Origin of the sequence: Sphingomonas sp. PP-CE-1G-424, assembly GCF_004341085.1 — a bacterium.
GTDB lineage: Bacteria > Pseudomonadota > Alphaproteobacteria > Sphingomonadales > Sphingomonadaceae > Sphingomonas.
Genome location: NZ_SLXW01000001.1, coordinates 501,043 through 516,102, shown reverse-complemented (window position 1 = coordinate 516,102; position 15,060 = coordinate 501,043). Strand labels below are relative to the sequence as shown.

Genomic DNA, 15,060 nt, shown 5'->3' with positions numbered 1-15,060 from the left:
GACGCGATGCGTGAAACGCTGGTGCAAAGCCACGGCCGCCGTGCCGAGGTCGGTGCGGAGCCGACCGCGATCCTGTGGCTCGGGGACGACGCGTTGCTGACGCTCGGCGATGGCAGCGTGCGGCACATGACCGACGCGGGCGAGGTCGCCGCGCATCCGGTGCACGGCGGCGCGATCCTGGCGGCGTGCCGTCATCCCGATGGACGCTCGATCGTCACCGGCGGCGACGATGGCCAGGTATGCCGCGTGACGGCGGATGGCGATGTTCTGGAGTTGGGCCGCTTCGACCGACGCTGGGTCGAGCATCTGGTGGCAAGTTCCGCATCGGGCCTGATCGTCGCCGGCGTCGGTCGCGAAGCGGTCGTCTGGACGCCCGGTGCCACCGAACCCTCGCACCGCTACGCTATCGGTTCGACGATCGGCGGCCTCGCACTCGAAGGCAAGGGCAAGCGGCTGGCCGTCGCGCATTATGGCGGCGTGAGCCTGGTCTATGCGGCGACCGCCGGCAGCGGCCGCGTCGCGCTCGATTGGATCGGCTCGCACCTCGCTTGCACGATGAGCGCGGACAGCCGCTATGTCGTCACTGCGTTGCAAGAGACCGGACTGCACGGCTGGCGGCTTCCCGATCTGCGCGACATGCGGATGTCGGGCTATGTCGCCAAGACGCGCAGCTTCTCGTGGGATCGCCGCGGCAGATGGCTGGCGACCAGCGGCGATGCGTGCGCCGTCCTATGGTCGTTCGACGGCAAGAGCGGCCCGATGGACACGCCGCCGTTGCTGCTGGCTGAGCGGCGGGGCGCGATCGTCACGCGCGTCGCCTTCCATCCCCGCAGCGACTTGCTGGCGATTGGATATGACGATGGCGTCGTCGTCCTCACGCAGACCGGCGACGATCGCCCGCTGCTGGTCGATGAAGAGGGCGCCGCCATTACCGCGCTGAGCTGGAACGATGCCGGCACCCGGCTCGGCTGGGGCGACGAGGACGGCCGGATCGGCATCCTCGACATGGCCGCACGCGCGTGAAGAGCCCGTGCGTCGATATCTGCCGCTTCGATGGGCGGACCGGCTGGTGCGTCGCCTGCGGGCGCACGCAGGTCGAGTGCCGCGGCTGGCGCAAGGCGGCGCGGCCGACCCTGCTGGGGATCCAGGCCGAGCTGCCCCGCCGCCTCGCCAAGCTGGCCGCGCGCGGCATCGTCGCCTCGGAACTGGCGCCCGACCCAATTTCGGAAGACCCCGACACTATCTCGGAAGACCCCGACACTATCTCGGAAGACAGGGCATGACAGATCCCTCGTTCGCACTGCCCACGCTGGGCCTGATGTTCGTGCTCGGCCTGCGCCACGGGCTCGATCCCGATCACGTCGCGGTGATCGACAATATCGTCTTCCGCATGGTCGAAGAGCGGCCTCGATTGTCGCCCTGGACCGGCACGCTGTTCGCGCTCGGCCACAGCCTCGCGGTGGCGGTCGTGGCGATCGGGGTGTCGTTGTTCGCGCACTGGATCGTCGTGCCGCGCTGGACCGCGACGCTGGTCGATACGATGGTGATCGCGTTGCTGATCCTGGTCGGCACGCTCAATCTCGTCGCGCTGCTGCGACACCGTGCGTATGCGCCGGTCGGGTGGCGGGCAGGGCTGGTGCCGCGCTCGCTGCGGTCGAGCACGCACCCGGCGGCGGTCGTCGCGATCGGCGTCGTGTTCGGGCTGGTGTTCGACACCGCGACCCAGGCGGCCGCCTGGGGTGCGGCCGCAACGACGCGGGGTGGGCCCGCCGCCGCCGCCGGTATCGCGCTGGCCTTCACGATCGGCATGGTGCTCGCCGATACGCTGGACAGCCAGATCGTCAGCCGGTTGCTGCGATCGAGCCAGCGGGCGGGGCGCGGTGCAGGTGGATCGGTCATGCGGTATCGGCGTGCGGTCGGCTGGCTGATCGTCGGCCTGTCCTACGGCATGGCGTTGTTCGCGGCGTCGGAGGCCGCGGGCTTCGCGCTCGACCTCGACGACCAGACCTTCACCGCGATCGGCGTCGGCGCGGCCACAATCGTCGCGGTGCTGCTCGCACGCGGTGCCTGGATCGCCCGCAAGGCCAGTCGTCCCGCTCTGGAAGGCGCGGCATGAGCGGTCTGGTCACCGGACCCGGTGCGCTGATCCCGGTCTCGGTCCTCACCGGCTTTCTCGGCAGCGGCAAGACGACCGTGCTCAATCGGCTGGTGCGCGATCCGCGGATGGCGCGCGCGCTCGTCATCATCAACGAATTCGGCTCGATCGGGCTAGACCATGACCTGATCGTCCGCAGCCAGGACGACATGGTCGTCGAGATGATGGGCGGCTGCCTGTGCTGCACCATCCGCGGCGACCTGTTGCGGACGCTGCGCGAGGCGCCGTGGCGGTTCGCGCGGGACGGCAAGTGCTGGTTTGACCGGGTGGTGATCGAGACGACCGGTCTCGCCGACCCGGCGCCGATCCTGCACACACTGATGACCGACGAGCGCCTGCAGACGCTGTACCGGCTCGACGGTGTCATCACCACCGTCGACGCCGCGACCGGGATGGCGACGCTCGATGCGCAGGACGAGTCGATCAAACAGGCCGCGGTCGCCGACCGGCTGCTGCTGACCAAGACCGATCTGGTCGGTGCGGACGCGCGTGCTGCGCTGGAAGCGCGGCTGCACGCGCTCAACCCCGCGGCGCCGATCACGGTGGCGATCGATGGCGCGGTCGATCCCGACCTGCTGTTCGAGGCCGGGCTCTACGATCCGACGACCAAGAGCCACGACGTCCGCCGCTGGCTGAACGCCGAAGCCTATACGGGCCCGGCCCCCCACCATCATGACGACCATCACGACCATCACGACCACCATCACGGGCATCACCATCACGGCCACCATCATCACGACGTCGATCGCCACGGCGACCGGATCCGCTCGGTCTGCCTGACCTTCGACGACCCCATTCCAGCCTTGGCGTTCGAGCGCTGGCTGGGCATCCTGACGATGTTCAAGGGCGCCGACATCCTGCGCGTGAAGGGCATCGTCAACGTCGAGGGCGTCGATCGGCCAATGGTCATCCACGGCGTCCAGCACATCTTCCACCCGCCGGTTCGGCTCGACGCGTGGCCGAGCGAGGACCGCCGCAGCCGGATCGTGTTCATCACCCGCGACCTCGACGAAGCCGATCTGCGCGGCACGCTGACGCTCATGACACTGGGGCTCGAGCATTTCGGTCTGGTCGGAGAGGACGCGATGACCCTAGGGGCAGGGGGTGGACTGATCCCGGACAGAGGCTGACGACCACGACGACCGCAGGGGCGGGGCGATAATATGGAAAATGGGGGATATCGGTGCGCACGACGATCATAGAGTCATGGGTACGCGGTGCCGCCGCGGCGACCGCCTTGTGCGGCGCCTCGACGGCGGCGATTGCCGAGGACACCACGCCGACCGCGCCGCAGTCCGTACCGGCCGCGGGCGAGGAGATTACCGTAACCGGCTGGCGGCTGCGCCAGCTCGACGTCGCGACGCCGACCGCGAGCCGCCTCGGCCTGTCGATCCGCGAGACGCCTGCCACGATCGACCAAATCGGTGCCGACGAGATCCTGACGCGGGGGTTCCGCACCGTCGAGGAGGCGACGGTCAGCCTGCCGGGCGTCACCTCGGGCGGCTCGCCGGGCGATCCTTCGTTGTTCTCGATGCGTGGCTTCACCGGCGAGCAGATCACGGTGCTGCACAACGGGCTGTATCTCGGGCCGGCGAACATGATCAATCGCCCCGGCAACACCTTCAACATCGCCAGCATCGACGTGCTCAAGGGGCCGGCGTCGGTGCTCTACGGGCAGGGCGCGATCGGCGGCGCGGTCAACATCGTCAACAAGAGCCCGGACTTCACCGCCGACAGCCTGCAGGCGCTCGCCTCCTACGCGTCGTTCGACACGGCCAGCATCGGGCTGGGTGGCAATCACCGCCTCGGCGACACGCTCGCCGCCCGCGCCGACGTCAGCTATCATCGTACCGACGGCTTCGTCGATCGCGCCGGTTCCACCTCGTTCAACGCCACCGGCGCGTTGCTGTTCAAACCGCGGGACACGCTGTCGATCGCGTTCAGCGTCGATTATCTCAAGGACAACCTGTCCACCTATTTCGGCACGCCGCTGGTTCCAGCCTCGTTCGCCGCCGATCCGATCGGCGGGATCCTCTCGACCGGCAACGGCTATGTCGTCGATCGCCGCACGCGCTTCACCAATTACAACGTGGCGGACAACCGCGCCAAGAGCTGGCAGGTCTGGCCGCGGCTCGTCGTCAACTGGTCGCCGTCAGACCACGTCACGCTGTCGAACACCGCCTATTATTTCCATGCCGAGCGGCAATGGATCAACGCCGAGAACTATGTCTTCAACGCGGCCACCAAGGTGATCGACCGCGATCGCTTCTTCGTGTTCCACAACCAGGATCTGTTCGGCGATCAGTTCAGCCTGACGCATAAGGACAAACTGCTCGGCCTCGACAACACGCTGGTCGTCGGCATCGACTACAGCCATCTCGATTTCGTCCGCAGCCGTGGTTTTCCCGATGGCGACAGCGTCGATCCGCTGAACCCGAGCCCGGGTCTTTTCGGCGCGATCGACAAGCGCGTGTCGCCGACCCGCTGGGACCAGATCGCGCTGTTCGGCGAGGATGCGCTCGCTCTCACGCCCTCGCTCAAGCTGGTCACGGGCCTGCGCGCCGAACGGCTGTATCTGACGCGCGAGAATTTCAACGTCGATGGCAGCTTCAACGGCGGGTCGAGTTTCGATCGCACCTACCGGCTGTTCAACTGGCGCGCCGGGCTCGTGTACGACGTGACACCGAACGTCACCGCGTACGCGTCGTACAGCACCGGCAAGGATCCCGTCGGTGCGAACATCTTCCTCGTCAACGCCAACCAGAATTTCGGCCTGAGCACGTCGCGGCAGGTCGAGGGCGGGCTGAAAGCCGATCTGATGCACGGCCGCGGTACGCTGACGCTCGCGGCCTACGACATCAAGCGCGACAACATCCTGACGCAGGTCGCGGTCGATACCGTCAGCAATATCGGCAGCCAGCGCTCGCGCGGGATCGAGGCGTCGGGCGAACTGCGCGTGACTCCAGCGTGGGCGGTGATCGCCAGCGGGACCTATGTCGACGCGAAATACGCCAATTTCGTCGATCCGAACTACGGGATCGCCGCGTCGGGCAACACGCCGCCCAACGTCCCGGCCTGGGTCGGCAATATCTGGACGACGGTGCAGCATATCGGCGGACTGCCGCTGGAAGCGGGCGGCGGCGTCAAATATGTCGGCAAGCGCTACGGCAACACCGCCAACGACCTCGTGCTCAAACCCTATGCGACAGGGATCGTCTACGCGACCTATGCGCTGACGCCGCGCTGGTCGCTGACCGGGCGGATCAACAATGTCTGGAACAAGACGTTCGTGCAGTGGGCAGACATTTATTACCCTGCGCAGGTCATGCTGGGCGAGCCGCGCCGGTTCGAGATCAGCATCCTTGCCCGCTTCTAGGGCGAACGCGCGGCGGCGTCAGGCGATCAAGGCGCTCGTCTGGTTCCACCGCTGGCTCGGCGTCGCGACCTGCCTGATCTTCGCGTTCTGGTTCGCGAGCGGGGCGGTGTTGCTGTTCAAGCCGTTCCCGTCGCTGTCGCACGCCGACCAGGTGCGATTGGAGGCGCCGATCGACGTCGGCGCGGTGGCGATCTCGCCGCGTGGTGCAGTGATCGCCGCCGGCCAGCCGACCGCGTTGCGCCTCGTCCAGCGAGGCGGGGCGCCCGCGTATATCGCCACCACGCCGGACGGGACGATCGCGATCGATGCGCGATCGGGTCAGCGGCTGGGCGATCTCTCCCCCGAAGACATCGGCGCGGACAGACGTTCATCGCCCGGCACGACGACCCCGGTCGCGATCGCCTACGACCAGTGGGTCGTCCACAACCGCTTCGATCCGCTCCGCCCGTTTTACCGGATCGATCTCGCCGACGGACGCGGGACGAGCCTTTATTGCTCGGCGAAGACCGGCGAACTGGTCCAGCGCACCACTGCCGCCGATCGCGGCTGGAACTGGGTCGGTGCGGTGCTGCACTGGGCGTATTTCACGCCGCTGCGGTCGAGCTTCACCGCGTGGGACCGGACGGTGTGGATCCTGTCGTTCGTCGCGCTGCTGGTGGCGATCGCCGGCACGATCCTCGGGATCATCCGCATGCTCGCGGCGCGCCGTCGGCGCACGCCGTCGCTGACCCCGTACCGCCAGCGCTGGATGCGGTGGCACCATCTGCTCGGCCTGTTCGCGAGCGTCTTCGTGCTGAGCTGGACGCTGAGCGGCTGGTTGTCGATGGACCACGGCCGCCTGTTCTCGCGCGGCCAGCCCACCGCCGAACAGGCAGCGCGCTATGCGGGAGCCCCCTTGGCGACCGCGCTGCCAAACGACCTGCCGGCCGCCATTCCGGCGGACACCAGGCAACTCGACTTCACGGTCGTCGGCGGCCGGAGCCTTTCGGTCGCCTGGCAACCCGACGGAACGGTACTGACCTATGATGGCGACTATACGCGGATAGCACCCGCGACGCTTCAAGACAGGATCGGCAAGGCGGTGCTGACAGCATTTCCCGAGGCGTCGGGTTTCAGCGTCGCCCCGATCGATCCGACCGCGACCTATGCGCTGGCAGAAGGCTGGCCCGCGACCGCCGTGCGCGTGACGCTGAGGGGTAAGGCGCTTCCCGATGTCTACGCGGACGGGACCGACGGTCGATTGCTGACGGTGATGAATGACAGCCGCGCGCGCTACGCCTGGATCTATTACGCACTCCACACTTTCAACGTACCCGGCCTCGCCACGCACCCGTTGCTGCGTCGGATCGTCGTGCTGATCCCGTTGATGCTCGGCTTCCTGTTCAGTCTCACCGGCGTCGTGCTGGGCGTCCAGCGCCTACGCAAAATCCATTAGGCGCCGGCTTCGCTCGAATACCTCCGATCCCAATTTCAAAAACAGCCATTGGTGATCCGAGGCCAAGGTCGGACGAAGATTTCGATAGGGAGACGCTGCACTACGGTTTGGCGTCGCATGCGGCCTATCCCATCAATGCCCGGCTGATTTCGTCATCCGTCGCGACATGCTCCTCGATGACGCATCTCAGATCGATTCCGCTGATACCGTAGCTGGATATGACGGCTGCCTGGGCGATGTTGAGACCGTCGGACGACTGGACCATTGTCCCACCAGCGGCGATCGGATGCGGATAGGTGCTGTGGTAGGCGTAGCGCCCGGTCGTTGCGACGACGCGGTCGGCGCGGTCTATGATGGTGGCGACGGCGTTGGCAGCGGTGCGATTGATGACGTTCATCACCGCCGCCGCCTGGCCCTCGAAATCGAATTCGAGATAGCAGGCGCCGATCGTCACCTCTTCGATCCGGATCGGCGCGACGTAGATGAGCACGTTGCGGTCGCTCGACCACGGGTTCCTCCACACCGCGTCGGTCATCCATTCGGTGGTGAGCGGCGCGGACATGGCGCTGCGAAACTGGTCGTAATTCGTGAAATTCACCGTGCGGACGGCAGCGTTCGCGTGCGCGCAGACCGCGACATGCCCCTCCGCGTCGACGACGAACGCGTTCAGGAAATAGGGCGAGCAATTGAGCAGCGACTGCAACCGCTTCAACGCGCGCGCCTCGATCTGCGGCGACGATCGGTCGAGCAGCAGCGCTTCGCTGATCGAATGATCGGTGGCCAGCATCCGCACGTCGATCGAGCGGTCGTACAGCGTGCGCGCCAGCGTATCCGCGATCGACTGGGCAAGATCGGCGAGCCGCCCGCCCTCCATGTCCTTGGCCAGTTCGCTCGCGATCACCGCGCCGTGCTGCAGATAATGCAGGACTTCGTCGCGAAACGCGCGGGCCGAACTCCGCGCGCTTGCCGCCAGATGCTTCACTTCCTGCGCGACGACCGTGAACCCGCGTCCCGCCTCGCCTGCGCGCGCGGCCTCGATCGTCGCGTTCAGCGCCAGCAGGTTGGTCCGCCCGGCGATCGCCTCCGCCTGATCGGCATGCGCGGTAACCTTGTCGCTCAGCGCGGTCAGCAGGGCACGTATGCGTCGGGGCATCGTATACTTTCTCAAAGTCCGACTGCGGCCCTACCCGGCGATGGTTAACGCATCATGGCGATTCTCTCCGATCCTTTCGTAGATGCATGGTATCGAACGGAAATATCGTCCATGTCGACGGGACGACGCCGACCACGTAGTAGTCCTCGCGACTGGACGCCTGACCAACCAGCACCGGCTCGGACACAGGTTTCGCGTCGATGCGGTCGGTCGGGACGCTACGCCATAGCCCGCGATCAGCATCACGGTCTTACCCTCGCAGTCCCCGAACCGCCGCGACCATGTCGTCTTGGGATCGGCCGGCACCAGCCCGCCGGTTCCATCGTCAGCGCGACATATCGGTCGCCGACCTGGGAGCGGCGCTGGGGCGGATGAAGGCGTCGATCCGGCAGGCGACCGACCTCGCGGCGCCGCAGGAGGTATTCCTGGGTATTTCCCCGTCTTGAAAGGGGGCCGCAGTCGGCGCGGAATACGCCGACTGCGGACCCAGCCCTCAGAACCGCGCGCGGACGCCGATGCGGTAGAAGCGGCCGAGCGTGTCGTAGAGCGCCGGGTTCACGTCGAGCCCGGTGTTGGTCTGCGGCGAGGGCTCGGGATCATGGTCGAACAGATTGTCGACCTTGAAGAACATGCTGACCTGCTTGGTGACGTTCACCGCGCCGCCGATGTCGAAGTAGAACGCGCCCTTCATCTTGTTGTAGTCGATCGTCGGGTTGTTGCCCGTCGATACCGGGCAATTCCCCGCCGAGCACACGACGTACTGGTTGCCGATCACGCCGTCACTAAACCAGCGTTGCTGCAGCGTCAGGCTGAACTGATCGGTGTCGTAGCTCTGCGTCGCGAGCCATTTCCAGCTGGGGGTCGCGCCCGAGTTCGCGCCCGCACTGTCCACCGGGATCGTGCCGGGCAGGCCGGGATCGGTGACGAACTTGATGACGTGCGTGGCGAGCGCGCGCACGGTCAGGTTGCCGGCGATGCCGAGCGGCCGGCGCCACTGATAGCTGCCCTCGATATCGAACCCGTTGGTCTTGATCGAGGCGAGGTTGAACGACTGGACGTTGACGAAATTCGGGCCCGCCGTGTTCTGCAGATTGAAGCTGTCGCAGGTCTCCGTATTGCCCTGGAAACACAGGTTGACGATCTGCGCCGCGGTCAGGCTGGAAACGACGTCGTTCAGCTTGATCGTGTAATAGTCGAACGACAGGCTGAGCCCCGGTGCCCATTTCGGCTTGGCAAGCACGATGCCGGCCTCGGTGCTGCGCGCGATTTCGGGGCGCAGCGCCGAATTGCCGATCGTGTTCTGAATGATCAGCACCTGCGTGTTGCGGAACGGGTCGGTGAAGTTCGGCACGGTCGTCGTCGTCGGCGCGGCGAACAGCTCGGACAGGTTCGGTGCGCGGACGTCGCGCGAGGTGACGGCGCGCAGACGGAAGCCGTCGAACGGGGTCTCCCAGGTGCCGCCGACCTTCCACGCGTACACATTGCCCGACGTCGAATAATGCGTCGCGCGGCCCGCGGCGTTGACGTTCGCCCGGCCTAGCGTGTCGGAATTGAGGACCGGCAGGTTCAGCTCGAGGAAGCTCTCGACCACGTCGTACTTGCCGGTGCCGTTCTTGTAATTGCCCGCATACCAGTTGTTGCCGGCGGGCAGCAGCGACGGATCGGACGGATACAGCGTCGAGTTCGGGCTGAGGTCGGACACGCCCGCGCCGTAGGGATCGGCGTTCACGCGGTAGAATTCGCGGCGGTATTCGGCGCCGGCAGCGACCGCGAGCGGCCCCGCCCACAAGGTCAGCGGTTCGCCCGAGATGCTGACGGCGGCGGCGTCCTGCGTCTGCTTGGTGTGCTGGAATGGCCCGTTCGCGGGTACGATATAGGCAAGCGCCGCCGCCGACGGCGTGGTGCCGCCGAAGATGTTGATCGGCTGGCATCCGCCGGCGCGCGCGGCGGCATTGGCGCAGACGATCTCGCCGTTCAACCGGACCGCATTGATCGCCTGGTTGTAGCGTCCGGTCAGGCTGATGTTGTCGACGCGGATGTCGGTGGTGTTGATGCCGTGCTCGTACGACGCGTCATAGGTCCAGCTGGTCCCGAGGATGCTCGCCTTGCCCTTCACCCCGCCGACGAAGCGGTACTGCCGCCGGTCGGTATTGACGTGGATGTTGGGCAGGATCGCGTTGCTCAGGCCGTATTGGAAATTGGTGATGCCGTTGGCGGCGCACGCGGCCGAGATCGAGGCGGGCAGATAGGGGTTGGCGCACTGGATCGTCAGCCCGGTCTTCGATGCACCGGGGTTGGGCTGGTTGTCGGACTTCACCTGCGCGATGTTGGCGGTGAAATACACCTCGTTGTCGGGGGCGAAGTCGTAGCCGATCCGCGTATAGCCGTTGAGGCGTTGCAGCCCCGATTGCAGCGAGGTGCCCGATCCGACATGCCCCGACTGGTCGCCGCCGACGCAGAACCCGACATAACAGCCGTTGACGGTGCCCGCCGCGTTCTTCGCGGGGACGCCATTCGAGCCGTACTGGAACTGGAAGGGCTGGCCGTTGGCATCGAACGCGGTGCCCTGGAGCGGGCCAGCGCTGATCAGGCCGTATTTGGTGTATTGATAGGCCTGGCCGTGATCGCGGTAGAGGAACTGCGGCGAGCCGTTGTTGCGGATGCCGGTGTCGACCAGCGTGGTGGCGCGGTACCAGTCGCGGCTGCCAGCGAGGTCTTCGCCGAAATTGCCGGGGCCGACGCCCTCTTCGTGCGAATATTCGCCGCTCAGGATGACGTGAAGCTTGTCGCCGGCGAAGCTCTTGCCGACCGCCGCCTGGACCAGCACCTGGCCGTCGTCGCCGTACGTGGTGACGCCGGTCTGGATATTGCCCTTGAACCCGGTGAAGCGCGTGTCGGTGATGAAGTTGATCACGCCGCCGACCGCGTCCGAGCCGTAGGACGCCGATGCGCCGCCGGTGACGATGTCGACGCGCTTGATCAGCAACTGCGGGAACTGGCTGATGTCGGGCACGCCGGTGACGTTCGCGCCGACCACCCGCTGGCCGTCGAGCAGCGTCAGCGTGCGGATCGTGCCGAGCCCGCGGAGCGAGAACGAACTCAGGCCCTGCGAGCCGCTCGACGTGCTGAAGGTACCCGTGCTGGCGCCGGTCGAGCCCTGCAGCGACGGCAGCTGCGCCACGGTGGTGAAGATGTTCGGCTGCGCGTTCTTGAGGATCTGCTCCTCGCCGATCACGGTCGTCGGGGTGGGGGCGTTGAACCCGCTCGAGGTGATGCGCGTGCCGGTTACGACGATGTCGCTGGTCGACGCGGGCGACCGCTCGGCGTCGGCAGCATCGGCGGGTAGCGCCTGCGGCGTGGCGGCGGGCGCCTCGGTCGGGGCCGGGGCCCCAGTGGTAGCCGGGGCCGGGGTTGCAGTCGTGACAGGCGGGACGGTCTGCGCGATCGCCGGCGCGCACAGCAGCGCCGTCGCGAGTACCGCCATGCTAGTAGCGCTACCAAACAGGCTTCTGCTCAAGCGCCGGTCGTGCGTGACCAATTCCATCATCCGTCCCCTTTTTGCACTTCGCATCGGCCATGTTCGGCTCGGCCAAAGCTCGATTGTCGCGGCGTTCTACCGCATGCGGTGCAGCCGGGCATCTACGACCATCGTCGCATTTCACCTGGGTCGGCGGGGAGCTTGGCTGTCAGGGGCGATCAGGGGCGGGCGGTGTAGAGCGCGTGGTGCGTGAGGATGTAGAGCGTCCTTCCGTCGGCACCGCCGAACAGCAGTTGCAGCGGCCGTTCGGGGATGTCGATGCGGCCCTGTTCGCGACCGTCCGCCGCGTAGACGAACACCTGTCCGTTGGCGACGTAGACGCGTCCGTCGGGACCGGTCGCGACGCTCTCCCCGCCGCGGGTCGCGAAGCGCTTCAGGTCGGTGATCGCGCCGCCGCGGCCGAGCAGCCCGGTATAGGTCGTGTCCTCGGATCCGTTGACGATGTGCACGCGCGCGCCGACCCGGCCGGTGACGAAGCCATAGGTGTCGAGCGTATCGGAAAAGCGCCAGCCGAGATGATTCACCGGCCCCTGCTGCCAGACGCGGTAGGCGGGAAGCACGAGGCTATTGTCGGGCGAGACATATTCCAGCGGCTTGGCGACCGCGGCATCGCGTGCGAACATCTCCGTCAAGGTCGTGAAATGGTCGGTCTCGGCGTCGTATTGATCGCGAAATTCGCCGTTGTTCCAGACGCTGCCGGGCAGTGTGACCGCAGCGCCAGTGCGCGCGGCGACCGGTGTCGGTGCGATTGCGCGCACGTCCTGCGGTTTCGCCGGGTCGATCGCGTAGACCGTGCCCGCCGGGCCTGCGGACGACAGCACCATCAGCGTGCCCGACCGATCGATCGCCAGGTTGACGGGATCGAGCGGCGCATCCGCGACGATCGACAGGCCGTCCTTTTCCGACCAGCCATGAATGCGCTGGAACTGACGGTCGACGAAATACAGTTTGCCGGCAGCGTCCACCGCGCCGCCGCCGAGTGAATAGAAGCCGTCGGCGACCGGCTTGACGGGCGCGAGCGGGGCAGGGGCAGCTGGGGCCGGCGTATCGGTCACGTCCAGTACCGCGAACTCGCGTTCGCGCATCTCGGTGCCGCGCGTGACGTCGACGATCGCGTTCTCGTAAGGATATTTGCTTGCGCGCAGATACGTCCCGCAACCGTTGGCGTCGCAGGTCGAAAAGCCGCTCTCGGCGTTGACGTGGACGTTGCGGAACCGGATGTCGGTCGAGCCGTACAATGTCACTGCCGCGCGCGCCGGTTCGAGCGACCGTGTGACGCGGTAGGCGTGGAGATTGGCGAACAGGATGTCGCGCGAATTCCGCACCTCGAGCGCGACGGTCGCCCGGCTTTCGCCCGCTTCCTCTTCGGTCTGCGGCGCGAGGAACTGCCAGTTGCGCACCCCGTCGAGGACGATTTCCGCGCGCCGGTGATGCTCCGCCGACATCTGGTAGACATAGCCCGGCGTGCTGGTGTTCGACACGTGGAGCCCGGCGGCGGCGTAGGTGTCGGGCGTCCACACGCCGTTGAACGTGCCACCGCCGCCGTCGGTGACCCACAGGCTCGCATATTGCCCGTCCCAGCGCTTGGCCGGATCGATGTCGGCGGTGTGCGTCGCGTTGTAGGGATCGAAGCGGCTGCCATCGGCGGCAAAGGTACCGTGGCCGCCCTGGAACTTCACGTCGTCGACCAGCGAGCGTTCGCCCGCGCGCCACAGCAGCGCGGTCGCGCGCGGATTGCTGCCGCCGGTGAACAGCCCGAGCCCCGAGACGATCGCAGCGCCACCCTTCGCGCTTTCGATCAGCGCGCGCGGGCTGCCGACGCCGCGATACGCCGGGCTGTTCTCGGCGAGGACGATCTGCGTCAGGCTGGGGTGGAGGCCGATCAGGACGCTGTCCGCGCGCAGCTTCAGCGTGTCGGTGACGCGGTAGAAGCCGGCGGGGAAATACAGCACGCGGTGGCCGTCGATCGCGCGCTGGAGCGCGGCGGTGTCGTCGGTCGCATCGTCGCCGCGGACGCCGAGATCGCGGACGTTGGTCCAGGCCGATACGGGCGGCAGTGCGCGGATCGCGGCGTCGCGCGGACGGTCGACCTTGGACAGTGGCGTCGCGTCCATCCGCGTCGCGAAACTGCCCGTGGTGCCGAGCGCGGGAAGAGTGAGACCGTACGTAAACGCGCGGACGCGGTAGCGTGCGGCGGGCCCGGCGACCGTGCGGCCGCTGTCGCGAAAGCGTGCGAAGGTCGGCGTATTCTGCCCGACTGCGTTGTCGAAGCCGATCTGCGTATAGGCATTGCCTTCGTTGCTGATGACGATGCCGGCCTTGGCGACGTTCTCGAATCGGACGTCCTTGCCCCACAGCCAGTCGCCATAGCCGCGATCGATCTCGATCCCGACCGGCACGTTGCGGATCACGGTATTGACCAGCGTCAGCCCGGCCTCGTGCTCGCGGATCGCCGCGTCGCGCTGACCCTCGAACATCGAATCGAGCAAGGTGAACTGCCACGCCGGCGAGGTCTTCTCGGTCAGGATGCCGTAGCGGCCCCCGAAGAACTTCAGGTCCTGAGCCAGATTGCCGACCTGGTAGACGCCTGCCAGCGCCGATCCCAGGTGGAAGTCGATATGACTGAGATAGGCGTGCTGCGCCGCATGGAAGCGGACTGCGGTCGCGGCCGGATTGCCCTCGCCGATCTCGAAATCGACGTTCGACAGCGCGGTGTAGAAGGTGCCCGAATTGGCATCGGCGATTCCCGGATCGAACGGTACGCTGGTCGGCGGCGGGACCGGAACGGGCGGTGCCGGCGGAGATCCCGCAGTTGCACCCGGGGTGCCGGTGAAGAAGACCATGCTGCCGACGCCACGCTGGAATCCGGGGGTCGACGGCGCGAGGAGGAGCACCGGGCGGGCCCTGCCGACGCCGAACAGGCGGACGCCCGGCCGCATGTAGAGCGTGCGCGTGATCCGGTAGCGGCCAGCGGGTAGGAAGGCGATGCCGCCCGCGCCGGTGTTCTTCGACGCGGCGGCGGCCGCGTCGATCGCGCGCTGGATCGCTGCGCTGTCGTCGGTGACGCCGTCGCCGCGCGCCGCGACCGTGATCGCGCGCGGATCGACGGGTGCGGTGGCGAACACCGAGGTCGAGGCAAGCGCCGGGGCGGACACCCCGACCACGAGCCCGACCAGAAGAGGGGCTGCGAAACCGGCGGTAAATCTGGCCGTCATGACTGTGCGTCCTTCGATGAGGGCCGTTTCCCGCTGTACGGGAAGTGATAGGCTGCCGCGTCGCGCGCGACGATTGCGACAAAGGTCGTAATGGCCAATCCGGAACATCTGATCGATAGCGGCGTATCGACACCCGGCCACTCGGTCGTTGCGAAGGATATCGACCGCCGGTGCCAGATCGTGTGAAC

General features: G+C 67.0%; 9 protein-coding genes and 1 pseudogene. 7 read left to right on the top strand and 3 right to left on the bottom strand.

The features are described 5' to 3' along the window. Positions 1-6: 6 nt before the first annotated feature. From C8J43_RS02325 to C8J43_RS02300, 6 genes are read left to right on the top strand one after another with little or no spacing between them, the layout of a single operon-like run. Positions 7-1,023, top strand: a complete 1,017-nt coding sequence (locus C8J43_RS02325) for a WD40 repeat domain-containing protein (protein ID WP_243645371.1) — start codon at positions 7-9, stop codon at positions 1,021-1,023. After that, entirely contained in the window at positions 1,020-1,283 is a 264-nt protein-coding gene (locus C8J43_RS02320) for a DUF1289 domain-containing protein (protein ID WP_133029562.1), read from the top strand. The genes C8J43_RS02325 and C8J43_RS02320 overlap by 4 nt, the downstream gene beginning before the upstream one ends. Next, the gene (locus C8J43_RS02315; protein WP_133029561.1) at positions 1,280-2,116 is read left to right on the top strand and encodes a nickel permease; all 837 of its coding nucleotides are present in this window, start codon (positions 1,280-1,282) and stop codon (positions 2,114-2,116) included. Before C8J43_RS02320 ends, C8J43_RS02315 begins: the two co-directional genes overlap by 4 nt. Beyond that, the gene (locus tag C8J43_RS02310; protein WP_133029560.1) at positions 2,113-3,285 is read left to right on the top strand and encodes a GTP-binding protein; all 1,173 of its coding nucleotides are present in this window, start codon (positions 2,113-2,115) and stop codon (positions 3,283-3,285) included. Before C8J43_RS02315 ends, C8J43_RS02310 begins: the two co-directional genes overlap by 4 nt. Positions 3,286-3,338: 53 nt before the next feature. Beyond that, complete coding sequence (locus C8J43_RS02305; RefSeq protein WP_243645370.1) at positions 3,339-5,531, top strand: TonB-dependent receptor; 2,193 nt, start codon at positions 3,339-3,341, stop codon at positions 5,529-5,531. Beyond that, positions 5,518-6,966, top strand: a complete 1,449-nt coding sequence (locus C8J43_RS02300; RefSeq protein ID WP_243645369.1) for a PepSY domain-containing protein — start codon at positions 5,518-5,520, stop codon at positions 6,964-6,966. The genes C8J43_RS02305 and C8J43_RS02300 overlap by 14 nt, the downstream gene beginning before the upstream one ends. A gap of 940 nt (positions 6,967-7,906) precedes the next feature. Here C8J43_RS02300 and C8J43_RS22260 read toward each other — a convergent pair. Next, positions 7,907-8,074, bottom strand: a pseudogene (locus tag C8J43_RS22260) (methyl-accepting chemotaxis protein); the annotation flags it as partial. 326 nt (positions 8,075-8,400) lie between these two features. Here C8J43_RS22260 and C8J43_RS21765 point away from each other — a divergent pair. Next, on the top strand, positions 8,401-8,565 hold the full coding sequence (locus C8J43_RS21765) for a hypothetical protein (RefSeq protein ID WP_165899526.1): 165 nt from the start codon (positions 8,401-8,403) through the stop codon (positions 8,563-8,565). 47 nt (positions 8,566-8,612) lie between these two features. Here C8J43_RS21765 and C8J43_RS02290 read toward each other — a convergent pair whose 3' ends face one another. Beyond that, positions 8,613-11,603, bottom strand: a complete 2,991-nt coding sequence (locus tag C8J43_RS02290) for a TonB-dependent receptor (RefSeq protein WP_133029557.1) — start codon at positions 11,601-11,603, stop codon at positions 8,613-8,615. A 212-nt stretch (positions 11,604-11,815) separates the two neighbouring features. Next, positions 11,816-14,872 (bottom strand): glycosyl hydrolase family 28-related protein, encoded by a 3,057-nt coding sequence (locus C8J43_RS02285; protein ID WP_133029556.1) that lies wholly within the window; start codon positions 14,870-14,872, stop codon positions 11,816-11,818. Between the last annotated feature and the right edge of the window lie 188 nt (positions 14,873-15,060).